General features: G+C 38.8%; 24 protein-coding genes. 13 read left to right on the top strand and 11 right to left on the bottom strand.

The features are described 5' to 3' along the window. Positions 1–255 precede the first annotated feature (255 nt). Together A6E06_RS13465 and A6E06_RS13460 are read right to left on the bottom strand one after the other, a co-directional pair. Complete coding sequence (locus tag A6E06_RS13465) at positions 256–2298, bottom strand: HAMP domain-containing sensor histidine kinase (RefSeq protein ID WP_065591221.1); 2043 nt, start codon at positions 2296–2298, stop codon at positions 256–258. Continuing rightward, on the bottom strand, positions 2295–3713 hold the full coding sequence (locus A6E06_RS13460) for a sigma-54 dependent transcriptional regulator (RefSeq protein ID WP_065591222.1): 1419 nt from the start codon (positions 3711–3713) through the stop codon (positions 2295–2297). The genes A6E06_RS13465 and A6E06_RS13460 overlap by 4 nt, the downstream gene beginning before the upstream one ends. A gap of 283 nt (positions 3714–3996) precedes the next feature. Between A6E06_RS13460 and A6E06_RS13455 the strand changes: the two genes are divergently transcribed. The 6 genes from A6E06_RS13455 to A6E06_RS13430 all read left to right on the top strand — a co-directional run bounded on the left by A6E06_RS13455 (position 3997) and on the right by A6E06_RS13430 (position 8993). Continuing rightward, positions 3997–4818, top strand: coding sequence for a substrate-binding domain-containing protein (locus A6E06_RS13455; RefSeq protein ID WP_065591223.1), 822 nt, complete (start codon positions 3997–3999; stop codon positions 4816–4818). A 3-nt stretch (positions 4819–4821) separates the two neighbouring features. Next, positions 4822–5520, top strand: coding sequence for an ABC transporter permease (locus tag A6E06_RS13450; protein WP_065591224.1), 699 nt, complete (start codon positions 4822–4824; stop codon positions 5518–5520). Between the two features lie 10 nt (positions 5521–5530). After that, entirely contained in the window at positions 5531–6238 is a 708-nt protein-coding gene (locus A6E06_RS13445) for an energy-coupling factor ABC transporter ATP-binding protein (protein ID WP_065591225.1), read from the top strand. Beyond that, complete coding sequence (gene mobA, locus A6E06_RS13440; protein WP_065591226.1) at positions 6216–6800, top strand: molybdenum cofactor guanylyltransferase MobA; 585 nt, start codon at positions 6216–6218, stop codon at positions 6798–6800. The genes A6E06_RS13445 and mobA overlap by 23 nt, the downstream gene beginning before the upstream one ends. Next, positions 6797–8578 (top strand): bifunctional molybdopterin-guanine dinucleotide biosynthesis adaptor protein MobB/molybdopterin molybdotransferase MoeA, encoded by a 1782-nt coding sequence (locus A6E06_RS13435; protein WP_065591227.1) that lies wholly within the window; start codon positions 6797–6799, stop codon positions 8576–8578. Before mobA ends, A6E06_RS13435 begins: the two co-directional genes overlap by 4 nt. An 82-nt stretch (positions 8579–8660) precedes the next feature. Further along, complete coding sequence (locus A6E06_RS13430; protein ID WP_065591228.1) at positions 8661–8993, top strand: PBPRA1643 family SWIM/SEC-C metal-binding motif protein; 333 nt, start codon at positions 8661–8663, stop codon at positions 8991–8993. 125 nt (positions 8994–9118) lie between these two features. Here the strand turns inward: A6E06_RS13430 and nagK are convergent, their stop codons facing one another. Both nagK and A6E06_RS13420 read right to left on the bottom strand, forming a co-directional pair. Next, positions 9119–10030 carry an N-acetylglucosamine kinase gene (nagK, locus tag A6E06_RS13425; RefSeq protein ID WP_065591229.1) on the bottom strand — a complete coding sequence of 304 codons (912 nt, stop codon included), beginning with the start codon at positions 10028–10030 and terminating at the stop codon, positions 9119–9121. A gap of 139 nt (positions 10031–10169) precedes the next feature. Then, a complete protein-coding gene (locus A6E06_RS13420) occupies positions 10170–10898 on the bottom strand; it encodes a tRNA-uridine aminocarboxypropyltransferase (protein ID WP_065591230.1) in 729 nt (242 codons plus the stop codon). An 86-nt stretch (positions 10899–10984) separates the two neighbouring features. Between A6E06_RS13420 and A6E06_RS13415 the strand changes: the two genes are divergently transcribed. Then, complete coding sequence (locus tag A6E06_RS13415; RefSeq protein WP_065591231.1) at positions 10985–11788, top strand: sterol desaturase family protein; 804 nt, start codon at positions 10985–10987, stop codon at positions 11786–11788. A gap of 35 nt (positions 11789–11823) precedes the next feature. Here the strand turns inward: A6E06_RS13415 and A6E06_RS13410 are convergent, their stop codons facing one another. Beyond that, on the bottom strand, positions 11824–12519 hold the full coding sequence (locus A6E06_RS13410; RefSeq protein ID WP_065591327.1) for a pseudouridine synthase: 696 nt from the start codon (positions 12517–12519) through the stop codon (positions 11824–11826). Between the two features lie 168 nt (positions 12520–12687). Further along, positions 12688–14280 (bottom strand): AbgT family transporter, encoded by a 1593-nt coding sequence (locus A6E06_RS13405; protein WP_065591232.1) that lies wholly within the window; start codon positions 14278–14280, stop codon positions 12688–12690. A 338-nt stretch (positions 14281–14618) separates the two neighbouring features. Here A6E06_RS13405 and A6E06_RS13400 point away from each other — a divergent pair, with 338 nt between their 5' ends. Beyond that, positions 14619–15098: a C40 family peptidase gene (locus A6E06_RS13400; protein ID WP_065591233.1), complete on the top strand. Its 480-nt coding sequence runs from the start codon at positions 14619–14621 to the stop codon at positions 15096–15098. A 77-nt stretch (positions 15099–15175) separates the two neighbouring features. Here the strand turns inward: A6E06_RS13400 and A6E06_RS13395 are convergent, their stop codons facing one another. Then, positions 15176–15511: a DUF3802 family protein gene (locus A6E06_RS13395; protein WP_065591234.1), complete on the bottom strand. Its 336-nt coding sequence runs from the start codon at positions 15509–15511 to the stop codon at positions 15176–15178. Between the two features lie 268 nt (positions 15512–15779). Here A6E06_RS13395 and A6E06_RS13390 point away from each other — a divergent pair, with 268 nt between their 5' ends. Both A6E06_RS13390 and A6E06_RS13385 read left to right on the top strand, forming a co-directional pair. Next, positions 15780–16649 carry a fructosamine kinase family protein gene (locus tag A6E06_RS13390; protein WP_065591235.1) on the top strand — a complete coding sequence of 290 codons (870 nt, stop codon included), beginning with the start codon at positions 15780–15782 and terminating at the stop codon, positions 16647–16649. Between the two features lie 234 nt (positions 16650–16883). After that, positions 16884–17084, top strand: a complete 201-nt coding sequence (locus A6E06_RS13385) for a CPXCG motif-containing cysteine-rich protein (protein ID WP_255310618.1) — start codon at positions 16884–16886, stop codon at positions 17082–17084. 3 nt (positions 17085–17087) lie between these two features. Here A6E06_RS13385 and A6E06_RS13380 read toward each other — a convergent pair whose 3' ends face one another. Further along, entirely contained in the window at positions 17088–17702 is a 615-nt protein-coding gene (locus tag A6E06_RS13380; protein ID WP_065591237.1) for a riboflavin synthase, read from the bottom strand. Between the two features lie 261 nt (positions 17703–17963). Here A6E06_RS13380 and A6E06_RS13375 point away from each other — a divergent pair, with 261 nt between their 5' ends. Then, positions 17964–19346: an MATE family efflux transporter gene (locus A6E06_RS13375; RefSeq protein WP_065591238.1), complete on the top strand. Its 1383-nt coding sequence runs from the start codon at positions 17964–17966 to the stop codon at positions 19344–19346. A 79-nt stretch (positions 19347–19425) separates the two neighbouring features. Here the strand turns inward: A6E06_RS13375 and A6E06_RS13370 are convergent, their stop codons facing one another. Both A6E06_RS13370 and A6E06_RS13365 read right to left on the bottom strand, forming a co-directional pair. Beyond that, positions 19426–20454: a lipopolysaccharide assembly protein LapB gene (locus tag A6E06_RS13370; protein ID WP_255312097.1), complete on the bottom strand. Its 1029-nt coding sequence runs from the start codon at positions 20452–20454 to the stop codon at positions 19426–19428. A gap of 121 nt (positions 20455–20575) precedes the next feature. Then, positions 20576–21895, bottom strand: a complete 1320-nt coding sequence (locus A6E06_RS13365) for an anaerobic sulfatase maturase (protein ID WP_065591239.1) — start codon at positions 21893–21895, stop codon at positions 20576–20578. Positions 21896–22100: 205 nt separating this feature from the next. On the opposite strand from A6E06_RS13365, the gene A6E06_RS13360 reads away from it, so the two are divergent. Together A6E06_RS13360 and A6E06_RS13355 are read left to right on the top strand one after the other, a co-directional pair. Beyond that, positions 22101–22886, top strand: coding sequence for an SUMF1/EgtB/PvdO family nonheme iron enzyme (locus A6E06_RS13360; protein WP_255310619.1), 786 nt, complete (start codon positions 22101–22103; stop codon positions 22884–22886). Positions 22887–22916: 30 nt separating this feature from the next. Beyond that, entirely contained in the window at positions 22917–24611 is a 1695-nt protein-coding gene (locus A6E06_RS13355) for an alkaline phosphatase family protein (RefSeq protein ID WP_065591241.1), read from the top strand. A gap of 85 nt (positions 24612–24696) precedes the next feature. Here A6E06_RS13355 and A6E06_RS13350 read toward each other — a convergent pair whose 3' ends face one another. Then, positions 24697–25611, bottom strand: a complete 915-nt coding sequence (locus tag A6E06_RS13350; protein ID WP_083190338.1) for a LysR family transcriptional regulator — start codon at positions 25609–25611, stop codon at positions 24697–24699. Positions 25612–25628: the final 17 nt, after the last annotated feature.

The raw sequence follows: 25628 nt of genomic DNA, 5'->3' as shown, positions 1-25628 counted from the left end.
GTTTTTAGGAAAGTGTAAATAAAAGAAAACATAAAGAGAGAGGAAGGAAAGCCACACGTCTCAGAATGTGGCTTAATTTAGTACTGTTCGGGGTCATAACCGGACGTGCTAACTATCTAATAACACTGACTAAATTTCAACATTTTTTGATAACATTGTGGCGAAAAAAGAAACAAAAATGAGGCTATTCCACATTTTTGTGAGGGGGGTAACACTTCCGCCCCCCTCTTTTTTTAAATTCATACACTTCAATATCTAACCAACCAAATTATCATATTGATGATGTTCTGATTTTGTTGGTAAATAGATAATAAAAGTAGAGCCCACGCCAAGTTCAGATCGCGCTTTTATTTCTCCACCAGTTTGACTTAATAAACTTTGAGACACTGACAAACCAAGTCCTGTTCCATCCCGCTTAGTGGTATAGAATGGATCAAATATTCGGTTTAATTGTTCTAAATTCATTCCTGTACCAAAATCTTCGATTTCAATTATCGCCCCAAGTTCAATCCCCTCTTCTGACCACGTTCGGCTGCGAATGATCAGTTTTCCTTTACTGTTCATTGCATGAATTCCATTCATTTGTAAATTAACGAGGACTTGCAATAAATGATGTCGATTCACTTCAACTCTAGGGGCTTGCTGGAAATCAAATTCCACTTCAATATCACGCTTATTAGACCCAGTACGAACAAGAGTGACACTCTCTTCGATAATTGGATTGATATATTGCCATGTTACTTCATCTTGAATACCACCTTGGCGGCTGTACTGCAGCAAACTACGAGTGATATTACGGATACGGTCGATCTGCTCCATGATAGCTTCTAACTCTTCTGAAATAACATCCGCTCCCTCACCTAACTCATATTTAATTAATTCAGCATTTCCTAAAATCACAGCGGTAGGATTATTAATTTCATGAGCAATGCCTGCGGTCAATTCACCCAGAGAGGCTAATTTTTCACTCATAATGAGCTTATCTTGCGCTTGTTTTAATAACTTAATATATTGCTCAAGCTCAATGGTTTTTTCGTGCAAGCTGGCAGTACGAGATTCTACTTTTGATTCAAGTTCTTTAGATGCATGCTGGATCTCCATATTTCGTTGTTGCAATTGATCCAACATATTGTCGAATTGCTGTGCAAGGCTAGCCAGTTCGTGTCCATTATCTAACCCTAAATCACCAATACGAACTTCTTTACCCATTTGAACTGATTTTACTACATAATGTATTTTTTCAATCGGTTGAAAGAGATCTCTTGCCCCACGGTGGACAAAGATGGTTGATAACAACAACGTAATTAGAATAGTCACGCCCGCTTCTACCAAATTTTGTAAATATTGTTTTAATAAAGGCCACTCTAAATAACCGGTATACAGCATACCAATAATGTTATCGTTCATGTCTTTAATTGGTTGATAAGCTGAGATATACCAATCGTTATAAACATAAGCTCGGTTTACCCAACGTTCTCCGTTTTCAATCACTCTTTTTTTAACTTCAAGCGACACTTTGGTTCCTATCGCCCGACCTTGGTTTAGCGATTTATTCGCAAAATCATTATGTAATGGCACATTGGTACTAATACGTAAATCATCTAAAAATAGAGTAACCGTTCCATAGCTATCAGAATCAAGATCGCCTTCTGGATAAATGAGATCTCGGATACGGTCGACCAAAAATGTACTGTTATTAAGAATGATCCCGCTATCAACGATCCAAACTAAATTCCCGTGATCATCAAAAATAGGAATTAACGTTCTAATAATTAAGCTTCGACTTTCTATGCTGCCATCTTCTTTGTTTACAATACTTACCTGAGTACTTAATTGAGGGTTAATATTGCTCAATTCGTCTTTATTCATTACTTGAAAAAACGTACGAGATATACCTAATGATAAGGCTTTTATTGATGAGTCCGGTAAATGATTAATATAACTAATGGGATGCACGACAATAAAATCAGAATTGTACTTATCTGCTTGTTGTACCGACCATCGTTGAAGGTTTTTATCGTTGTTTTTTAATCGTGTTTGAAATTGATAAGACTCAACAAAACCACGAAGTTCAGCACTTTGCTCTTGCTGTAAAAAATTAATGCTGTTATCTGCAACAGACAATTTACTTCCTACGTCATTAAGCGCATTTTGCCACGTATAATGAACAGACCAAAACGCAGTAATAATCACTAGAGCAAGTAAGGTTAAGAATAAAGGGACAGAGTTCAACCACAGCAAGCGGTATCTCACCATGGTTTTAATTCTACGTTTCCATAAAAGAGGAGATAACATCATGCGATCTCTTCACTCCACTCTTTAAACTTTCTTTCTAATGTTTTTCGGGCGACACCAAGTTGTCTTGCTGCTGCTGATTTATTGCCATCATGTAAATCAACAACGGCAATAATGTGCTTTTTTTCTACTTCTTTTAGTGTCCATTGCTCAGGGTAAACATCCATTTCAGGCATACAGCTACACTCTGTTTCTTTTTGCTCTATTGCAGCATCAAATACAGAATCTTGATGCAGAGGTGTATTACCTTGTAACCCTGACCAATGTTCAACTGGTGGTTTTCCTAATAAAATACAACGCTCGATCATATTTTTAAGTTCACGAATATTACCAGGCCAATCGTAATGTGCCATCGCCACGATATCTTCATGCGCCCAATGAATTGGTTTCAATCCCATTTCTTTCGCGATCATGTGTGAAAAATGCTCAGTCAAACAGGCCAAATCGGCTTTACGTTCACGCAAGGTTGGCAATGAGACAGTAAGGACATTTAAGCGATAGAAGAGATCTTTTCTAAAATTCCCTTTTTCTACTTCTTCAAGCAAATTTCGGTTGGTCGCCGCTACAATACGAACATCAACTGGTATCTCTTTTTCAGAACCCACCGGTCGAATCGCTTTTTGTTCAAGAGCACGAAGCAATGATGATTGCATTCCAATTGGCATTTCACCAATTTCATCAAGGAATAATGTCCCACCATTAGCGACTCTAAATAACCCTTCTCTGCTTTTTTTCGCGCCAGTAAATGCGCCAGATGTGTGACCGAATAATTCACTTTCTAAAAGATCTGGGGCAATAGCACCGCAATTCAAAGGCACAAACGGTCCTTTACGATGACTTAACTGATGTAAACCACGAGCAACAAGCTCTTTGCCTGTCCCTGACTCCCCTTCAATTAACACGGCAGCATTAGAGGGCGCTAATTGAGCCACCATTTGTTTTAACTGTAAGGTTTTATCTGCATTACCAATAATTTCAATTGGATTACTCTTTTCTATTTCTCTTTGTAACGCAAAATTAGTCCTTTCAACCAGTCGGCGATCCATACAACGTCTGATCGCTTGTAGCATATTTTCAAGATTAAATGGCTTTAAAATGAAATCAGCCGCACCTAAACGCAGCGCTTGAATCGCGGTATCTAACTCGGCATAGCCCGTCATAAATATAACGTCATAATTACGAGAATCACTGGCAATACTTTCTTGCCACTCTAATCCTGTTTGGCCTGGTAAGTTAATATCTAAGATTATAAGATCGAGATGATGAGATTGACGGATAACTTCTGCATCTTCAATCGTGCCAACAGTGTGGACTTGACCAAATTGTTTGCTTAATGCTTTCTTTAGGATAGTTTGCATACCTATTTCATCATCAACAACAAGAACTGAAAATGCGTGCCAATCTGATTTCGCGACCATAGTATTTCCTAATTAGAGAGAACAAGTGGATATTTGTGGGTCAAAATGTCCTAATTATTCTAACCTGTATTCAACAAAATGTATCCTTTCTAATGAGACATTTTGTCCTAGTCACATTTTTTGTAAGGTTTTTATGTCAAAATGCCGCTCAATGGCTTATTTATCATTATCTTATAGATAAAAATATCAGCAGGATTCTTGGCATAAGGATTGCTTTATAGCCAATAAGTCTATTCACTCATTGCACTTGCAGTGATATTTAACTTCATTACATGGATATAACATGAATAATAAAATCAGTACGTTTTCAGCAATGGCTGTTGTGGCTCTGGGTTCTTTTTCGGCAACGAATGTATATGCGGACGACGCAAGCGTTGTGCGTTTAGCGACAACAACAAGCACCTACCACTCGGGTCTACTCGATTATATTTTACCTGTGTTTAAAAAAGATTCGGGTTATGAAGTTCAAGTACTTGCTGCTGGTACAGGCAAAGCATTAAAAATGGGTGAAAATGGCGACGTTGATTTAGTGATGACTCACGCCCCTAAAGCAGAAGCAGATTTTGTGGAAAAAGGCTACGGTATTGAACCAAAAGCACTAATGTACAATGATTTCGTGCTTGTTGGTCCTAAAGCTGATCCCGCTCATATCTATGGTATGAAAGACGTAACGGCTGCCTTCAAAAAAATGGCAAAAGCTGATGCAACCTTCGTTTCTCGTGGTGATGATTCAGGCACAAATAAGAAAGAATTGATCCTATGGTCTCAAGCGAATATTGAACCAAACTTTGGTGGTTACAAAGCCGTTGGCCAAGGCATGGGACCAACACTGAACATGACGTCTGAACTGCAAGCTTATACATTGACAGACCGCGGCACTTGGTTAGCTTACCAAAATAAATTGGATTTAGACATTATGGTTGAAGGCGATAAACGTCTGTTTAATCCGTACCAAGTGATCCTAATTAATCCTGAGCGTTACAACAACCTAAACACGAAAGGTGCACGTGCATTTAGTGATTGGTTAGTCAGCGACAAAGGTCAAGCATTGATTAATAGTTTCCAACTGAGTGGTAAACAGCTGTTCACAGCGGACGCTAAATAATCCATGACTATATTAGCCACTTCTCATGAAGCAATTCAACTATTGTTCAGCGGTGATACTGCATTATGGAGCATTGTTGGTGTTTCTTTTTCGGTTTCGCTTTTCGCAATGGCGGTTGTTATGCTGCCAGCTTTATTACTGGCGTTTGCTCTTGCGTATGGATCGTTTCCTGGGCGGTGGCTACTGCTCTCTCTTATCAATACATTACAATCGGTTCCAACTGTCGTGATCGGGCTCTTATTATATATGATGCTTTCACGTGCAGGGCCTTTAGGCGATTGGCAACTTCTGTTCACTCAAGAAGCAATGATTATTGGTCAAATGCTTATTTGCTTCCCTATTATGGTCGCGATGATGCATGGTGCATTTCAACACAGTGATAGAAGAGTATGGGAAACAGCGTTTACTTTAGGCGCTTCCCTTCCCCGTGCTTTTGGCAGTTTAATTTGGGAAACTCGCTTTCCTATTCTTGCTGCTATCATCGCAGGATTTTCACGTATAATCACCGAAGTTGGCTGCTCTATGATGGTAGGCGGCAACATATTTAATGCAACACGTAACATTCCAACCGCCATTGCAATGGAAAGCCAAAAAGGTGCCTTTGCTCAAGGCGTCGCCCTTGGCATGGTATTGCTTATTTTGGCATTAGTTTTAAACTTCTTCCTTTCATTCACTCGTGGTAAAGGGTACTTACGTACTTAGTAGGCATAGCATGACAATAAGAATTACTGCCGATAATCTATCGATGCGATTCAATGACCGTGTGCTTTTTCACATTCCTCATTTATCGCTTGGGCCAAAAGATTCCGTTTATTTACGTGGTGCTAATGGAGTCGGTAAAACAACATTACTTAAAATTTTATCCGGTTTGCAAACAGCAACAACAGGTAAACTTAACCTTAACCAACCTCATTGGTCTGCTCGTTTATTTGGGCGTTCAGGCAATAACCAAATCGTTTATCTTCACCAAAATCCATTTTTATTTGATGGTACAGTGTATGACAATGTTATTTATGGCATGAAATACACCACCATGAATAAGCTTAAAAAACGCAATATGGTGATCAATGCATTACGCATGGTTGGGTTAGAAACCTTAGCTGATGAACATATTTCTGTTCTTTCTGGTGGTGAGAAACAGCGCGTTGCGATGGCTCGAGCTTGGATATTGACCCCTTCCATTCTATTAATGGATGAACCGAGTGCCAGTGTCGATCAAGAATCGATTCAATTATTAGTGATTATGGCAAAAGATCTTCTCGAACGAGGCTCTAGCATTGTCGTGACCAGCCACCAAACCAACGCCTTAACTGAAATTTGTCACCGTCAATGGACTATTTCTGACGCAAAGCTGATAGAATCAACCCCATTGAAAGTGATTGTTAGCAAGGATAAGTATGCTCCAGCCAAAGCAAACTAGTTGGGTAATTTTAGCGGGTGGACAAGCCCGTCGTATGGGTGGTCAAGATAAAGGTTTTGTTGTATTTCAAAACAAACCACTTATCGAACACGCCATAGGAATTTTAACACCTCAAACTGATCAAATCGCCATTAATGCTAATCGTAGCATTGAGCAATATTCAGATTATGCCACTACGTTCTCTGACCTATTTATTGATTATCCTGGTCCATTGGCTGGCATGCATTCTGGCTTAGTTAATATGGATTCAGATTGGGTTGGTTTCATTCCTTGTGATTCGCCTAACCTACCAAGCAATCTTATCTCTTTATTATGTGATGCAGTAAAAGAAGACACAGATATCGTTGTCGCACACGACGGCGAATACATGCAACCGGTTGTCACGCTAATGCACAAACGTATTATTCCTAAAATTGATGCCTTCTTAGCGCGCGGTGACAGAAAAATCATCCTATTATACAAAGAGTGTAATACCGTTTTTGCTGATTTCTCTGCTTACTCAAATGCTTTTATCAATTTGAATAGCCCACAAGAACTTGAACAATTTGGATCTTTATTATGAGTTTAACGACTGCGTCTATCCCTTTATTGGGTTTTGCTGCTTATAGCGGCACAGGTAAAACGACATTATTGGAAAAGTTATTACCAAAACTGAATGAAATGGGACTAAAAGTCGCAGTCATCAAACACGCTCACCATAACTTTGATATCGACCAAGAAGGCAAAGACAGCTACCGCTTACGTAAAGCGGGTGCGAGCCAAATGCTAATCAGCTCTCGTTTTCGTAATGCCTTAATTACTGAAACCCCTGATGAAGAAACAACCTGTCAGCAATTAATCAATAAATTAGATCAAACTGAACTTGATTTGATTCTTATTGAAGGCTTTAAGCAACTGCCATACACCAAGATTGAATTGCACCGTGATGACGTGGGTAAGCCGTGGATCTTCCCAGAAGATGATAACATCATTGCGATTGCAGCAGACTCAAAAGCAGCATCTGAATTGCCTCAAATGGACATCAACGATACTGATACCATTACACAATTCATTGTGGAATACGTAAAACAGCATCAACATAAACAACAAAGTGACCTATCGGCTAACTGTGATGAATTATCACCTGCTTTTTTATCTGTTAGTCAAGGCAGAGCTAAGATTTTAGAAGCAATAAAACCGCTAAATTCACAAAGTAATGTTTCTTTAATCGACTCCATTAATGCATTAGCGGCCCAAGATATTTTATCGCCAATCAATGTTCCTCAGCATAATAATTCGGCAATGGATGGTTATGTTATTTGTGGTGATGATGTAGAGCGTGAAAGTTACACTGTGGTTGCCGAAATTATGGCTGGTCACAGTTATGATCTCTCTCTTCAACACGGCCAAGCCGCCAAGATCATGACGGGGGCACCAGTCCCTGAAAATGGCAATACTGTGATCATGCGAGAACAAGCGATTCAAGAAGGCGATCAAGTCCGCTTTGATGCAGGAAAATCTGGCATTCGTAAAGGCCAAAACGTTCGTCTTGCGGGTGAAGATCTCGCTATCGATCAAATCTGTGTTGCTAAAGGTTCACGCATTACAGCGCCTGAAGTCGGTATGCTTGCTTCTTTAGGTATTGCTTCTATTCCTGTTATTTCAAAAACAAAAGTCGCTATTTTTTCTACTGGTGATGAAGTTCAAGCACCGGGTGAAGCACAAAAAGCCAATTCAATTTATGATTCTAACCGCTTCACGTTGACGGCGTTATTACAGAAGATCGGTTGTGAAGTGATTGATTTTGGCATCATTGAAGACAGTGAAAATGCTTTAGAATCAACGCTTTCTCAAGCCTCGCAACAAGCGGATATGATTTTATCTTCTGGTGGAGTCTCGGTTGGTGATGCCGATTACATCAAAACAATTTTAGATAAGCTAGGCAACATTAACTTCTGGCGTATAAATATGCGTCCGGGTCGCCCTCTTGCGTTTGGTCATATTGGTGATACCCCTTTCTTTGGTTTACCGGGTAACCCTGTAGCAGTAATGGTGGCGTTCTTACAGTTTGTTGAGCCTGCATTACGTAAACTTCAAGGTGAAGATGACTGGAAACCGGAGACTTTTACGGCAATTGCTAAAGAGTTTATTCGTTCTCGCACTGGCCGAACTGAATACAGCCGTGGCATTTACTCGATTAACCAAAATGGTCAAATGGAAGTGGTAACCACAGGGAAGCAAGGCTCAGGTATTTTACGTTCCATGAGCGAAGCAAACTGCTTAATTGAAGTGCAGCCTGAAGTAGAGTCGGTAGATATTGGTCAGAAGGTAACAATTATTCCGCTGCTTAATCGCATATAGCGTCGTATTCTAGTTTATTGCTAGCCACTTTGATGGTATAAAGTGGCTAAAATACTGTGTTCAAAAATTATAAGGCTCCAAGATGTCTAAAATGTTCTTCAAAGGTCGTATCGAAACTCGTCAAAACCACGTTAAATCTGGTTTTAACACTAAGCGTGACGTTAAGTTAGGTACTGAAGAAGCACCACTAACTTTAGTTGTTCAAACAGAAGAACGTAAAGTTGAAATTGAAGCGCAGATTACTGAGCACAACTTATTCGCAAACATCGAAGTGAATGCTGAAAAAGAAGAAAATATTCTTGAGCTTGATGGTGTATTAAACAAGCCTAAAACAACTCGCTTTGAAAAAACACCTAACCGCAATGAAGCATGTCCTTGTGGTAGTGGTAAAAAATACAAAAAATGTTGTGCTTAATCGTTAGTTAACAATGTAACTAATTGTACTGCAAAAAAAAGAGCCTCTGCTTATCTGTTGTTAATAACAAATAGCATGAGGCTCTTTTTATATCTGCATTTTCTATTCTAAATATCGAGTCGAAATTAGTCTTTAATATTTAAGAACGCCGCACCACGAACACCGCCAGAATCACCATGCTTCGCTTTCATAATACGAGGGACACGAGCAACCGACAGTAAGTGTTTTGGTAGACGCTTTGGTAGTTCTTCATAAATCAATTCAAAGTTTGATAAACCACCACCTAGTGCAACCACGTGTGGGTCAAAACAAGTAAATAGATTAGCAAAACAAATAGCTAATAGCTCCATGAAGCGTTCAACATGCTCTACAGCATTCGTTTCCCCAGCTTCATTTGCTTTAATGATATCAATTGCTTTTTTCTCTTCACCGTAATAATGAGCATAAAGTAGCTCAAAACCACGACCAGAAAGGTAGCTATCTAAACAGCCTTTATTACCACAACCACAGCCTAATAGAGGTGCGTTCTCACCTAAATGGAACCATGCATCGATTGGTAAACGCGAATGACCTAACTCACCAGCTACATGGCTATAACCAGAGAATGCTTTACCATCAAAAATTAAACCGCCACCAAAGCCAGTACCTAGAATTAGACCCATCACTGATGGAGAATCTTTTAACTCTTCATCCCAGGCTTCTGATAATGCAAAACAGTTCGCGTCGTTATCAATTTTTACTGAACGACCAATTTTTGCTTCTAAGTCTTTACGTAAAAATTGACCTTTAGCAGCAGGAACATTACTTGTTAATAAAGCACCTGTCTCGGCATCTTCCATTCCTGGAATACCCAAACCGACTTTACCTTCAACACCAAACTCAGCATCGTATTTCGCAATTAAACCCGCGATGTCATCAACCAATAAGGCGTAATCTTCTGTTTGCGTTGGAATGCGTTCAGTAGCAACACGCTCAAGCTTTTCATTAAACGCACCAAATTCAATCTTTGTGCCACCCACATCAAAACCGTAGTACATAAGGTATCCTTGTCCTAATCTATTTAAATTTTTATGGTGTTATTTTACCTAATTTTTATAAATACAGACTGTGACCTAAACGATATTCATTGGTTTTTAGTGTGAGATCAACCTCAAAGTGATACTAGATTTCGTTGCTTTATTTCAGATCTGTACGAAATTCAATCAAGCGTTTTAAGCCCATTCCTCTTTCTTCACCTTTTACTGGACGTTTACTGTAAAGGTAATGCTCTCGAAATAAATTAAACCAACACTCAAGGTGCTGAGCATTCTCTTTTTCACCGAATAAATCCAACACTAAACTGGCGACTTCCGCAGTTGCTAATTGATGGTCTTTTGTTGCTTTACGCATGATGTAATTAGAAAGATGTTCACGATTAAATGACAATACAGGTAAGTGATGTAAATATGGACTTTTACGATACATACGTCCCGCTTCACGCCAACTGCCATCAAGAAGAATAAACAACGGTGCTTTACCCTCTCCAACCACTATATCATTAGTGACTAGGTCTTTATTCTCAATCAGCTCTTCAGGGAAAATAACAAACGGCTGGTATGATTCATCTTGCAGTAGCGCTAGCATCTCTGAATTTGGTTCAGTACGAGACCATAGGTAGGCATGAGTATCAGGAACTATATCGGCAATTAATTTTCCTGTATTACTTGGTTTTAACACTTCAGTATCAAACATAATCAATAAAAAAGCCGCTGTTGATGTGGTGTTAGGTTGATATTCACAAATACAATAATCTTTACGTACCTGGCAAAATTCACAACGGTCCACATTGCCACCACGCGCATTAAAGGGTTTTGTGGAGCGAGCTAATCTTTCTTTGTATAATTGATGAACAGAATGAATACGCATTTACAATAACCAAGTTTTTTATATGGAAAAAAAAACGCATTTTACTTACAGTGTCGGTAATAACAAGTTCTACAAGAGAATTCCTTATGGAAAATAACTGGATTGAACAAAGTGATACGATCCGCCTTGGCTTTTTTATCATTGCATTCACTATTTTTGCCTTAGCCGAATACAAATGGCCACGAAAATCCTTAACTCAACAAAAATCCACACGGTGGTTCAGTAATATTGGATTGGTCTTTTTTAACAGCTTAATTCTTCGTCTTACACTGCCCTTACTGGCGGTTGATGCCGCGTTGATCGCAGAGCAAGAACAATGGGGATTATTTAACTACTTACCGCCCCCTCCTTTCCTAACAGGACTCTTATCCATTTTGTTATTGGATTGGCTGATCTACTGGCAACATCGTGCATTTCATCGTGTTCCTTTGTTATGGCGCTTACATCGAATGCACCATTCCGATCAGGATATTGATGTCACTACAGGCACACGCTTTCATCCTATTGAAATCATTTTCTCTATGTTAATTAAAATTGCAGCCATTGGATTGTTAGGTATTCCTGTTGAAGCGGTCATTTTATTTGAAATTATTTTAAACGTAAGCGCGATGTTTAATCACAGTAATCTCTTTATTCCAAAGTGGTTAGATCGCTATGTGCGAGTATTGGTGGTTACACCTGATTTTCATCGAGTTCATCATTCCGTTCATATTTCTGAAATGCATAATAATTATGGGTTCTTTTTATCGATTTGGGATCACTTCGGTAAAACATATTTAGTAAAGCCACGAGATGGCCATGAAGAAATGAAAATTGGATTGGGTCGATTTAGAAGTGAGAAAGAGCAACGATTAGATAAAATGCTTACTCAACCATTTAGAAAGAAATAAACTTTATAATGAGGTGTTTATAACACCTCATTATTTTACTTTATGAATGACTTCACTTCATCCTCACTTAAATAACGCCATTCACCAACGCCAACATCTAAGCTTATTTCTCCAATTTTTTCTCGATGCAAAGAAATTACTTTATTACCAATGGCTGAAAACATGCGCTTTACTTGATGAAACTTTCCTTCGGTAATTGTCAGCAGTGCTTCCTGTGGTGCAACTATGTCTAATTGCGCAGGACGAGTAAGCTCTACCTCACCTTGTAACTGAAGACCTAGTGCAAATTGCTCAATCACACTCTCAGTCTCTATTATGGGTTTACGTAAACCTACTCGATACACTTTTTCACACTTCTTCGCTGGAGTAATAATATTGTAAGACCAACGGCCATCATCGGTAATTAACACTAACCCTGTCGTATCTGCATCTAAGCGCCCTGCAATATGAAGCTCTGCATTATTCCCTTCATTGATGTAATTAAACAAAGAGGGATAAACTTCATCAATATTCGAGCAAATAGTATCGGCTGGCTTATTCATTAACAGATAACGGAAAGGTCGAGCGACTAACTCTTTTCCATCAAGAGTAATGTCATTATTCTCATGAACTTGAGCTGACTCTAATGTGACAGTGTCACTATTTACTTTTACCCTTCCCTCAACAATCAACTCAACCGCTTGGGTTTTCGTTAGTTCTGTACTTTTACAAATAAACTTATCAAGACGCATAGGACCACACATTACCACTCATCATAACGTCATTATCCTTGCTCTATTCAAATAAGCAATCGCATTACAAAAACGAACGATCAAAAAAGGCGACCCGAAGATCGCCTTTTTATTTATATGCTTAGAGCTAATTATATATTCAGGACTAAGTACTTATTCTATTGCCTACTATGGCGTGTAGAATGTTGCCGCACCTGGACCTACTGGTAAGCCGAATACGAATACCCATAGGTAGAACAAGATACTCCAACCAAACATGAATACCATTGAATAAGGTAACATTGTCGCAATCAGTGTACCAATACCTAGATTCTTCATGTATCGAGTTGCTACCGCAAGAATAAGACCGAAGTAGCTCATCATTGGTGTGATGATGTTCGTTGTTGAATCACCAATACGGTAAGCCGCTTGAATTGTCTCTGGTGCGTAACCTACTAGCATTAACATTGGAACAAAGATTGGTGCTGTTACTGCCCACTGTGCAGATGCTGAACCGATCATTAAGTTAATGAAGCCACACATTAAGATGAATGCGAAGAACAACATAGGACCAGTAAGACCGATATCTTGTAGGAAGCTCGCACCACCTACCGCAATGACTTGACCAAAGTTAGTCCACTTAAAGAAAGCAACAAACTGTGCAGCAAAGAATACAAGAACAATGTACATGCCCATTGAAGACATTGATGTTGCCATTGCATTGATCACATCACGATCATTCTTCATTGTGCCTACAATTTTACCGTAAACAAAACCAGGAACCGCGAAGAATACAAAGATGAATGCCACAATACTTTTCAAGAATGGAGACCCTGAAATCGTACCTGTCGCTGAGCGTAATACACCATCTTCAGGAACAATCGTCCATGCAAGTAATGCACTCACAACAAGAACAGCAAGACCTGCAAACTTAAGGCCTTTCTTCTCAACAGCAGTCAGTTTACCCATTTTATCGTTTGATAAATCTTCTGCCGCTTCTTCATCGTTATATTTGCCAAGTTTTGGCTCAACAATTTTCTCTGTTACAAACGCACCAGTGATTGCGATAAAGAATGTAGAAACAAACATAAAGTACCAGTTTGCTTCAGGACCAACGGTATAAGTAGGGTCAATCATTTGTGCTGCTGTTTCTGTAATACCAGAAAGCAATGGATCAACCGTACCGATTAGCAGGTTTGCAGAGTAACCACCTGATACACCAGCGAACGCCGCAGCAAGACCTGCTAACGGGTGACGACCTAGTGAGTGGAAAAGCATTGCAGCTAATGGGATAAGTACGACGTAACCAAGCTCTGATGCCGTATTTGAAATAATACCTGCAAATACAACGGTTACTGTAACCATACGCTTAGACGCACCCATTACCATGCCACGCATTGCAGCAGATAACATGCCTGAGTGCTCTGCGATTGCAACGCCAAGCATCGCGACAAGAACGGTACCTAATGGAGCAAACCCAACAAAGTTTTTCACTAAGTTAGTAACGATAAGCTGTAAGCCTTCAGCGTTGAATAGGCTAACCACGTGGATCATACCATCAGCGGCTCGACCTTTTGCCCCTTCTGGGCGAGGATCCATTACTGATAATTCAAAATAACCAGCAATACCTGATGAAACTAAAATTGCCACACAAAAGATTGCAAAAAGGGTAATTGGGTGTGGTAATAGGTTTCCTAAATATTCTACTGAATCAAGAAAACGTGTGAACAACGGCCTTTTTGGCTGTTGTTGGTTCTGTTGTTGCGATGCAGACGAACTCATCTGTAACTCCTTGTTTTTGTCTTACCTTTTTTATAATCCCACACACTATTATCGAACAAATAGTTAAATAATGAGCACATGAGTTAAAAGTAAGTACATCCAAAATTCACGCAAAGGTTACATGATTGTAAAATTCATTAATAGTTCAAAATGTCACAAAATGTTTCTCTTGTAGATTTTATAGCCAGAAATATATTTAAAACTAACACTTTAAATCAAGATATCCCGATAATTAATTACAATATGAATGATTATTTCATCAAGTTAGCATTGATATTGCTTTCTCCATCTATAATCGGTAAAAATAGTCATATTGTTTTTATCATCTAGGGTTGATTATGATTCGCCAGTCTGTCTATATTTTTGTACTACTCAGTTTATTTGGCTGTGCCTCTTCACCCCCATCGTCACAATTAACTAAACAAGAGATTAAAGCTAAACACCCACAATTATCACAATCAGATGACTATCAAAGCTATTATCAAGAGTGGCAAGGCGTCCCTTATAAATACGGTGGGTCGACTAAGACCGGCGTTGATTGCTCCGCCTTTACTCAAGATGCACTTGTCAGTCTTCATCAGCTATCATTACCTAGAACCACTGAATATCAAGCGTCGAAAGGCATCAAAATCCCATTAGCTGACGCAAAAAAAGGGGATCTTGTTTTCTTTAAAACCAGCGTAAAAGTAAGGCATGTTGGTGTGTATATTGGTCATCGAGAATTTATGCACGCATCAACCTCAAAAGGGGTAATCATTTCCAGTTTAGATAACCCTTATTGGAAAAAAGCATTTTGGCAAGTAAGACGAGTGTTATAGGAAGGAAAATTAACCAAGTAAAATAATAGCGATGTGTCTCTTATTTTACTTGGCTTTACAAGTACAATAGCTTTACGTTATTTAAATGCACTATCGAATAAGTTTTTAATAAGACCAATATAATCATCTAAAAACATAACTTGTTCATTGGTTGCTTTTTGAACCCAAGCACCAGCAAGTACTTCCCCTAAATCATCCACTACAGCATCAGCTTCACGCAATAACGTAAATCTAACATCGGCATCCAACTCAGGATTTTGCTGAAATACGACCATTAAGTTAGAAGCAACTAAATCATTTACGATATCTTCTACCGTTTCATCTCCCGTATCACCTTGCTGATTAGCAAAAATAACTAAATGTTCGGTAAGATATTCAATAAGTGCATGGTAACCCTCTGTATTGACAATCATAATCTGTCCGTTCTGTAATGGTTCATAATAATGATAAATGCTTATTTTATATAAGCTCTTAACGTTAATTTATCAAAATAGAGAATAACTCTCAAATACTTTCCATTTATATTGACAACCTAAATCTAACGCTTTCAGACCTTTAAACTCAATCATTTACCTGATTCCTTAAAAATCCGCGTAATTTTTAGCCTTAGTTCACAGATATTTATTAAGAATACACTATTCTTAATTAAGTAATTTTTCAGATAATTAAAGAGAGGTAATTATGTGGCAAGCTATCGCAAAACAAATCTCTGATGTAACTGGGCGCCCTTTTATCATTTCTGAACGTGAAACGGTCAATGGTGGTGAGATTAATGATTGCTATATGATCAGTGATGGAAACCAACGTTACTTCGTTAAAGTGAATGAACGGGCAGAACTTCCTATTTTTGAAACGGAGGTAGAAAGCCTGAATCAACTTGACCAATCAGACCATATGTTTGTGCCATCTCCTCTTCATGTCGGAACCACAAAAGACCACTCTTTTTTAGTACTGAACTTTCTACCAACTAAACCGATGAGTCCACCCACTTCGTTTGACCTTGGTGTCAGCTTGGCAAACCATCATTTATGGGGAGACCAACTAGAATACGGATTTGATTGCGATAACTATTTAGGTAATGTATTACAAGTAAATACATGGCATAGAAGATGGGATTGTTTTTTTGCAGAGCAACGTATCGGATGGCAATTGCAATTATTGCATGAAAAAGGCATGGAATTGGGTGATATAAAAACACTCGTTCAAAATACAAAACGTATTTTACACAACCACCAACCAAAACCTGCATTATTGCATGGTGATTTTTGGCATGGAAATATTGCATTAAGCGTAAAAGGCCCAATCAGTTACGATCCCGCATCTTATTGGGGTGATCCTGAATGCGATCTTGCGATGGCAGAATTATTTGGGGGATTTCAAGACAGCTTTTTTGAAGGTTATGAATCTATCTCCCCTATTTCTGAAGGATTTGAAACCCGTCAACACCTATATAGCCTCTACCATATACTTAATCATTGCACTATGTTTGGTGGAGAGTATATGTTTCACGCCCAACAACTTATTGATAAATTAAATCTAAATCAAAAATAAAGCAGGTTGATAAGGTAGATGAATGTCTACCTTATCATTGTAACAATTTCATAAATTAACCATTGATCTACTTTTTCACTTAATTCACTTCAAAAACGAACTCTTTTTCTTATTATTTACGTATTACATCGTTGTCTCTTTTAAATTCTACATTTTAGACAAAGTGACTCACTTTGAATTAACTACAATTTAAAGTGAATAGTATTCACCCGATATAAATAAGGAGTTATTGTGATGAATTACATAAAGAAGGATATTAAATGCCCCAACTGCCAATACACAATTGGGTTAGTTATCGCTGAAAATCAGTCGAGTCAACAAATCTATGATGACTGTCCATCTTGTCATCGTGCCATTGAAATGAAAATGGTCGTTAACCCGTCAAATCAATCAGTTAACTTAACTTTTGATAGCGTTGAAGACGGGTTGTTTTAACATTTATGCTTTATTTTGATTCGCTAGCACACGTTCCACAGTATCTACAATTGCTTGTGTTTGCGGATCTATTTCTAAATTAATTTTATCGCCAATACTGCGTTGACTTAAATTTGTTCTTTCTAAGGTTTCAGGAATTAGGTTCACATTAAAACCGCATTCATCAACATCACCAACGGTTAAACTGATCCCATCAACACCAACATAACCTTTATGTAAAATGTACTTAGACCACTCATTCGGTACATCAAACCAAATTTGGCAGTTTTCTTCTGTTTTATTAATTTGACGTACCGTCATTACACCGACGATATGACCAGACATTGAATGCCCCCCAATCTCATCACCAAAACGAGCGGCACGTTCTATATTGATCAGTTGTCCAGCGTCAAGTAAGCCAAGATTAGTTAAACGCAATGTTTCTTCAATTAAATCAAACCAAACATGGTTACCATCCACTTTAGTCACCGTCAGACAGCAACCATTATGAGCAACAGATGCACCAATCTCTAAGTTTTGCTGGTAAGGTGTTGGGATCTCAATGACATGAGTTTGAAAACTCTCTTTTTTAATGATCTCAATAACTTTTGCCGTAGTAGCTACAATCCCAGTAAACATCCGCGTCTCCAATAAGTGTAATGCAAATAATTCAAGAGTAATATTATTTACTTACTTCTTAAAAAATATCCACCATACATCTAATATTTCCTTTTGTGAAGTGCCATGACTTCTATATACTGTCGACTTACTGCTTACCTTTAACAGTTTCTCTGTTTAAAGCACTCAATCAGACCTTTTTTATTCTTATTACGACGACCATCGTAATAATGAATCGACAGTTATAATCCTTATTTACATATATATTTATACGGTGACGTAGTGCACAGATACCAGAAAGAAATCGTTCGATTAATAAAATTATCCACTCCAGTCCTTATTGCTAGTGTTGCTCAAACAGGCATGGGTTTTGTGGACACAGTTATGGCTGGTGGCGTAAGTGCAACCGACATGGCTGCCGTAGCTATTGCTGCAAGTGTTTGGCTTCCATCAGTATTATTTGGTGTTGGCTTATTAATGGCACTTGTTCCCGTTGTTGCGCAATTAAATGGCTCAGGAAAATCAAAAAAAGTTCCTTTTGAGATCCATCAAGGTATTTATTTAGCCCTAATAGTTTCTATCCCTATTATGCTTATCCTTTACAATGCAGGGTTTATCATTGCAGCCATGGATGTAGAGCCTGAACTTTTTGCAAAAACACAAGGGTACTTACACGCTGTTTTATGGGCGGCTCCTGCCTTTTTACTCTTCCAAGCATTACGTAGCTTCTGTGAAGGGTTATCTCTAACAACGCCAGCGATGATCATTGGTTTTATCGGTCTTGCTGCAAATATTCCATTAAACTGGATGTTTGTCTATGGCGAAATGGGAGCTCCTGCTCTTGGTGGCGTAGGTTGTGGTGTAGCAACTGCGATTGTGTACTGGCTAATGTTCATCACAATGGTTATTTATACGTTTATCGCACCAAAATTACGCCGCGTAAACTTATATGAAAACTGGAGCAAACCACAAACTAAAGAGATCTACCGTTTGTTCAAACTAGGTTTACCTGTTGCTCTTTCTATCTTCTTTGAAGTCACCCTATTTGCGGCCGTTGCCCTATTGGTTTCACCATTAGGTTCTATCGTTGTTGCTGCTCACCAAGTCGCCATTAATTTCTCTTCATTGATCTTTATGGTACCAATGAGCATCGCCATTGCGGTTAGTATCCGTGTTGGCCACCAATTAGGTGAAAACAATCTTGAAGGCGCAAGAATTGCTAGTTTCTGTGGTCTTGCCTTTGGTTTATTAATGGCATGCTGCACGGCCGTTTTAACGCTGATATTCCGTGAGCAAATTGCGTACTTATATTCAGATAACAAAGAAGTTGTCGAACTTGCTGTTAGCTTGATGCTACTTGCTGCGATTTACCAATGTACAGATGCTGTACAAGTCGTTGCTGCTGGCGCACTTCGTGGTTATAAAGACATGAATGCGATCTTTAAGCGTACCTTTGTCTCTTATTGGATTGTGGGTTTGCCTGCGGGTTATATTCTAGGCATGACAGATTGGATTGTTGAACCAATGGGCGTTTACGGTTTCTGGTTTGGCTTTATTGGTGGGTTAACTACATCAGCCGTACTATTAAGTATACGCTTACGCTGGTTACATAAAAATCCAACACACATTAATATGGAAGTTGATGAACTGCAAATTATGCATTAATTCAAAAACGCTATAAATTAAAAAGCCCAAAGCATTAGGTCTTGGGCTTTTTTTATAACATAACTTTTTATGCCATGGACTATTTTGATTGTGTTTGCTTTTCTTTCAATTGTGTAATGACATATTCTGGAGCTATCTTCGCCAGTTCTACCAAGCAAGCGTCTGCTTTTTCATTACCATGACGAACATAAATATCACACACGGCGTATAATTGCTCTGGAGAACCCGAAATCAGGTATGCTTTCTCTAGTGACTCCGTCGCAAAATCTATATCAATATTTTCTTGTAACACACCGGTTAAATACCAATAGTAGCTATTGTTTTCAGCCAATGTTGCTGCTATTTTTATCGCGTTAGCCGCACTTTCTTTTTGGTTTAGACGAACCTGAGTCAAGGCCTTTGAGTAATATAAACTTGCCTCTTTGGGTAATTGAGCGATGCCTTTATTTAATACCTCTAACGCCTCTATATCTTTATTCTGCGCACGGTAATTATCCGATAAATTTAACCATGCTTGACTATTGTTAGGCGAATTTTTAACTAAAGGCTGATATAAAGAATCTGCTTTTTTCCATTCTTTATGCCAACGGTAAACGTCGGCTAATAACAATTGAGAATCTGTATTTTTCGGCTCTTCCAGTTGTTCAGAAAGATAAACAACCACTTCATTGTAAGGTTGTTCTATTTGCTGTTGCTGCTCTGCCGTCATCGCACTGTATTCGCGCAATAAATTAGTCGTCGCAGTCATACGAACGGTTAAGTCTGAATCCGTTAGTAAAGGGGAAATCATGCGCCAACGATATTCAAACTGATATAAGTCTGACCCAATAATCGCCGCCTCACGTAACTGTGGATCGCTTTCTTTCAAGCCTCTAGCAACAGCCACTAGGCTATTTTGATTTGGGTAACGTGCGAGTTGACGTAAGGCGTCGGCTCTTTTTTCTACACTCTCATTTTTATTTTGAGCGGTATAAGCTAATTGTTGTTCAGGACTTAATTTTTGCGCCTGATTAACAGGTTCAGCCCCTTCTGCTGCATAAGATGGCATCGAAAAACCTAATAAACTCACTAACCCAATTGCTGCATATTTTTTTACTACATTATTCACAAACACTCCCCAATTTCTTCATTCACTTTTTCAATCATACCAACCTAAGCAGGTAGCTAAAGCACCCTAACTAGATGCCCTGTTAGATTGGTAATAAATAATCATTATTTAGGAGCACACTTTAAAATTTGGTCGGAAAAATAGCGGCTCTCTGAGCTTCCATTACCTTAGCATCGCTGTACTTTCCTTGTTGCACCGGGTTACCTAGCATTTTAAGAATGTATGCAATGGATTTATCGGCATGAGCGAAGAATTTGTACCAACCAGCACATAAATAATTCAAGCCAGGTTCGCCATCACGAGTTTTAATAAAACGGTTTTTAGGACACTCTCCATGGCAGGCAAATTTATATTCACACTTCTGACATTGCGTTGTTAGGGTTTTCGCTTTAGCAAAGCCAAATTCTTGCTGCTTTCTACTGTATGCCAGTTCATCTAATTCTTGCTCATGAATGTTGCCAATTTTATATTCAGGATAGACATAATGGTCACAAGAAAACACATCACCGTTATGTTCCATTGCTAACCCTTTCCCACAAATCTCACCGAGTGTACATAATGGATTTTTACGCCCCATCCACGTTTCAACACTGGCTTCAAAGTATTGAACAAACACTTTACCTAAATCATGTTGTGCCCATTCATCAAACACTGCAATTAAGAAATTACCCCACGCTTCGTCTGATACACACCACGGTTCCATAATGGATTCTTTATTACCAGGAATTAAACGTTTGTCGCCTTGACGTAACTGCGCTGTTATTTGTTCTGTTTGTGGCGCAACGGTTCTGAATGTTTTTTGCTCTACGATAGGAATAAATTGCATTTGAGGCGATTTAACTACATCACGTAAGAATCGGTAAACTTCTAGAGGGTTACGACTGGTTAGGTTATTTACACAGGTTAACGTCGCAAATTTCACGTTATGCTTATGTAATAAATCCACCGCTTTCATTACTTGATTAAACGTACCGCGACCGGCTTTATTTGTACGATATGCATTATGTAATAACTCAGGCCCATCAATACTTAAACCGACGAGAAAATTATTCTCAGCTAAAAACTCACACCATTTATCCGTTAATAACGTACCATTGGTTTGCAAATCATTTGAAATTACGATCCCATCAGGCTGGTATTTTTTTTGAAAATGAACAATTTTTTCAAAGTATTCTAACCCCAGTAAAGTCGGCTCTCCGCCTTGCCATGAAAAGATAATCTCCGGTGTATTCTGGCCTTCAATATATTGACGAATATAGATTTCAAGAGTTTCGTCGTCCATTTGCGGCGAACAGCCTTTTTTATATTCAAGTAAATCTTCTTTACTCAAGTAATAACAATAAGTGCAATCAATATTACATACAGCCCCAATTGGCTTTGCCATAACATGCAATCGCTTTGATGCCTTACCTTGAAATTGAGGACCTTGAGTAATAATCATATTGATTCCTATAACTTAAATATATTCAAAAAAAGAACTAACTAAGCAAATGCTTCTCCACCCAGAGACGCGGCAAAGATAAGTTCTAACCTCATAATAAACAAAAAGAACAAACGAATTAGTTATATACGTTATTCCATTTTAGAAAGTGTTTTCACTATATAATAAATACTTAATCATTACTGTAGAGAACATCATGTTTAGAGTGTCTTTTTTAAGCAATACAAAAACATTACTCACCACGATTATTCTTAGCTCCGCATTAGTCGGATGCGCGAGTACCCCCCCTCACCCCATCGCCTTAAAAATAGATAACAATATGGTGCGAGTTGACCCCGGTGAATATGTAATGGGGTCTGATGCTCCTGAAGCTAAAAAAGCAGAAAAACCAGCGCACCCAGTCACGGTTAATGGGTTTTACATTTCTAAATTTGAAGTAACCCAAGAAATTTTTGAAGCCGTTATGGGCTCATCAATGAGTTATTTCCAATCACCAAATATCCCAGTAAATAATTTAAGTTGGCAACAAGCAAACTTCTTTATTGAAAAGCTAAATGAAATGACAGGTGAAACGTATCGTTTACCAACTGAAGCTGAGTGGGAATATGCTGCTCGTGGTGGGAATGAAAGTAAAGGTTATGCTTACAGTGGATCAAATAACATTGATGATGTCGCATGGTATTCACAAAATGCCAATAATCAAGCTCATCCCGTTGGAATGAAACAGCCCAATGAACTAGGCTTATATGACATGACAGGAAATGTTGGTGAGTTTGTGAGTGATGCTTATGATGCTAATTTTTATCGTTATTCACCAAAAGACAATCCAAACAATGCACGTAATGAAGCGAGTGGTTTAGCGCATAAATCGGTGCGTGGTAGTAGTTTTTCTTATAATGCAAACGAATCAGAAAATTACCGCCGAGATTTTGCAAGTCAATCCATCATTATGGCTGATATGGGCCTACGTTTAGTAAAAGATATAAAATAACCCCGTTTAACTTTAGCAAGGAAGCAAATAATGAAAAGTAAAACATTACATTATATGACGTTAGCTGGCGTGCTTATAGTGCCAATGACTTCAGTCTCAGCCGAGAGCAAACCAAAGCTCGTATTACAAATTACGGTTGATGCGCTCAGAGGCGATCTACTCGAACGCTACAAAGCAAACTTTGGGGATGGTGGTTTTCGCTATCTCATGGACGATGGCACTTATTACACCAATGCGTATTTTCAACATGGCAATACGGAAACCATTGTCGGACACGTATCACTTGCAACAGGAGCGCCGCCTAGTGTCCATGGCATGGTAGGAAACGTGTGGTACGACCGAAACAAAGAACGTTTGGTATATAACGTTGAAGATGGCAATTACAGCATGCTAACTTCGGGGGCTGGGGTAAATAAATCTACCGAGATTGACCCTACACAAAAAGTTGCAACAGAAGATGGTCGCTCTCCTGATCCTATTTTAGCCACCACATTTAGCGATGAACTTGCGATTTCAAGCAACGGCGAATCAAAAATATTTTCGGTTTCAGTTAAAGACAGAGGCGCTATTTCTCTTGGGGGGCATTCAGGCAAAGCCTTCTGGTTTTCAAAAGCAGAATCAGAATTCGTTACCAGCAATTACTACTATGACGAATACCCTCAATGGGTAACCACATGGAATGAAAAAAAGCTACCTAATCAATATTCAGGGAAACGTTGGGAGTTATCTCTTCCTCCTGAAAAATACACCTTAAAAGAAGGCAACACGGATTATAAAGTCGATTTAGCGGGCTTTAAACGTACTTTCCCTCACCCATACGGCCCTGCAAGTTATAAATATTACAGTACCATGCTGACATTAAGCCCTGCGGGTGATGAATTAACTGAGAATTTTGCGAGTACCTTACTTAAAAAAGAAAACTTAGGAAAAGGAAAGTTTACTGATTATTTAGCCGTCAGCTTTTCAGCAAATGATTACGTGATCCACATGTATGGCCCTACAAGTTTAGAAGCGGAAGACAACTTAATTAGGTTGGATAAAACCATTACAAAGCTGTTGAAAAATGTCGACGAGCACGTTGGGTTAGAAAACACTCTGATTGTACTGTCTGCCGACCACGGTGCGCCCGAAGCACCTGCGGTAGTCAATGCATTAGGCGCTCAGCAACCTGCACTCTTTGATCAGAAAAAACTAATCTCTCCTCAACTATTAACCCGTTTAAAAACAGAGTTTGGATTAGGTGAAGACGCGATACGCTTATACGCTCAGCCTTATATTTACTTAAATCATGACGTAATTAAGAAAAAGGGAGCCTCCCTTGAAGAAGTACAAAAAACCGTTGCCAAAGAGCTGCTAAAAATTAAAGGGATTGCATATGCAGTCACAAGTTCTGACATAGATAAAAATCAAGTTCCAAAGACTCACACGATGCAATTGGTGAAAAACAACTACCACCCGCTTCGCTCTGGTGATGTGTATGTGGTTTATGAACCTCGTAACTTTATCAATGATATGGATGGGTTAACTATCGCATCAACTCATGGTTCCCCATGGCGTTATGATACCTATGTACCGATCATTTTCGCAGGATACAATATTGATGACCAAAAAGTCAGTCGAGAAGTAACGCCATATGATATTGCGCCAACCCTATCAAGTATCTTAGGGATAACTCAACCAAGTGGGGCAACAGGAAAGATCTTAACCGAAGTTTTTGACAATTAAGTATAAACTTGCACCAACAAAAAAGCAGCGTAGAGAAATCTAACGCTGCTTTTTTATTCGTATTTTACCCAAAATATAGTTAATTCTAGGGACTAAGAGTAAGTTCTGATTTCACAGCCTTTTGAATCTGCTGACGTAACCAACGATGTCCACTTTCTGACGTTCTGCTTGGATGCCAAATAGAACATAAATCATGTTGATGCTGGCCAAAAGGAAGGTCCATCGACTTTAAGTTATAATATGCCCCTAAATCATCAATCGATGATTGTGGCAAAATACCAATCATTTCCGTTGAAGCGATAATTGGCATCATTTCAAAAGCCCCTGCGGCTCGTATCACAATATTACGAGCATCCAATTCACCTATATCTTCAGCATTAAGCAAGCTGCTACGGCTATGCCAACGAGAAGCCGCAACGTGTTCTTCTTTTAAAAACTCTTCAAGGGAAATCGTATCACCTATGCGTGGGTGACTTTTACCGCACACCACTTTTAGTTTTTCAGAATAAATGACTTCTGATTTTAAGAGCGAACGGCCCCTTATTGCCATATCAATCACAAGGTCGTATCGTTGTAAGCGTAAATCAGCCTCAAGATCTTCAGTAAATTGAGGGTGGACTTCCAATGAAATATTAGGAGCAACCGTTCTTATTTGCTTAACTAATTTCGGAACAAGCGAATAACTTACTGTAGAAACGACTGCAATAGAAAAAATACGATTCGATGTTTTTGGATCAAACTCTCTCGATGCAGATAGCGTTGACGTAAAGTTTTTAAGCGCCGCTGACATCGCAGGATAAATATCAGAGGAGAACACCGTTGGTTCTACCCCTGATGTATTTCGATAAAAAAGTGGATCATCATAAATTTCACGAAGTCGTTTTAACGCTTTACTTACAGCGGGCTGACTAATACTCATCCTTGCCGCGGCTTTAGACAGATTTTTTTCTTCATAAATAGCAACAAAGATTGGAATTAAATTGAGTTCTGTACTTTTCATTATCACCAACATGGTTT

It is taken from the genome of Aliivibrio sp. 1S175 (genome assembly GCF_001690985.1).
Classification (GTDB): Bacteria; Pseudomonadota; Gammaproteobacteria; order Enterobacterales; family Vibrionaceae; genus Aliivibrio.
Note: the sequence above shows the minus strand (reverse complement) of the source record. Positions and strands in the feature narration are given on the sequence as shown.

Coding starts and splice junctions, on each gene's coding strand:
- A6E06_RS13465 (WP_065591221.1), bottom strand. CDS start 2,298: ATGATGTTATCTCCTCTTTTATGGAAACGTAGAATTAAAACCATGGTG.
- A6E06_RS13460 (WP_065591222.1), bottom strand. CDS start 3,713: ATGGTCGCGAAATCAGATTGGCACGCATTTTCAGTTCTTGTTGTTGAT.
- A6E06_RS13455 (WP_065591223.1), top strand. CDS start 3,997: ATGAATAATAAAATCAGTACGTTTTCAGCAATGGCTGTTGTGGCTCTG.
- A6E06_RS13450 (WP_065591224.1), top strand. CDS start 4,822: ATGACTATATTAGCCACTTCTCATGAAGCAATTCAACTATTGTTCAGC.
- A6E06_RS13445 (WP_065591225.1), top strand. CDS start 5,531: ATGACAATAAGAATTACTGCCGATAATCTATCGATGCGATTCAATGAC.
- mobA (WP_065591226.1), top strand. CDS start 6,216: ATGCTCCAGCCAAAGCAAACTAGTTGGGTAATTTTAGCGGGTGGACAA.
- A6E06_RS13435 (WP_065591227.1), top strand. CDS start 6,797: ATGAGTTTAACGACTGCGTCTATCCCTTTATTGGGTTTTGCTGCTTAT.
- A6E06_RS13430 (WP_065591228.1), top strand. CDS start 8,661: ATGTCTAAAATGTTCTTCAAAGGTCGTATCGAAACTCGTCAAAACCAC.
- nagK (WP_065591229.1), bottom strand. CDS start 10,030: ATGTACTACGGTTTTGATGTGGGTGGCACAAAGATTGAATTTGGTGCG.
- A6E06_RS13420 (WP_065591230.1), bottom strand. CDS start 10,898: ATGCGTATTCATTCTGTTCATCAATTATACAAAGAAAGATTAGCTCGC.
- A6E06_RS13415 (WP_065591231.1), top strand. CDS start 10,985: ATGGAAAATAACTGGATTGAACAAAGTGATACGATCCGCCTTGGCTTT.
- A6E06_RS13410 (WP_065591327.1), bottom strand. CDS start 12,519: ATGCGTCTTGATAAGTTTATTTGTAAAAGTACAGAACTAACGAAAACC.
- A6E06_RS13405 (WP_065591232.1), bottom strand. CDS start 14,280: ATGAGTTCGTCTGCATCGCAACAACAGAACCAACAACAGCCAAAAAGG.
- A6E06_RS13400 (WP_065591233.1), top strand. CDS start 14,619: ATGATTCGCCAGTCTGTCTATATTTTTGTACTACTCAGTTTATTTGGC.
- A6E06_RS13395 (WP_065591234.1), bottom strand. CDS start 15,511: ATGATTGTCAATACAGAGGGTTACCATGCACTTATTGAATATCTTACC.
- A6E06_RS13390 (WP_065591235.1), top strand. CDS start 15,780: ATGTGGCAAGCTATCGCAAAACAAATCTCTGATGTAACTGGGCGCCCT.
- A6E06_RS13385 (WP_255310618.1), top strand. CDS start 16,884: ATGAATTACATAAAGAAGGATATTAAATGCCCCAACTGCCAATACACA.
- A6E06_RS13380 (WP_065591237.1), bottom strand. CDS start 17,702: ATGTTTACTGGGATTGTAGCTACTACGGCAAAAGTTATTGAGATCATT.
- A6E06_RS13365 (WP_065591239.1), bottom strand. CDS start 21,895: ATGATTATTACTCAAGGTCCTCAATTTCAAGGTAAGGCATCAAAGCGA.
- A6E06_RS13355 (WP_065591241.1), top strand. CDS start 22,917: ATGAAAAGTAAAACATTACATTATATGACGTTAGCTGGCGTGCTTATA.
- A6E06_RS13350 (WP_083190338.1), bottom strand. CDS start 25,611: ATGAAAAGTACAGAACTCAATTTAATTCCAATCTTTGTTGCTATTTAT.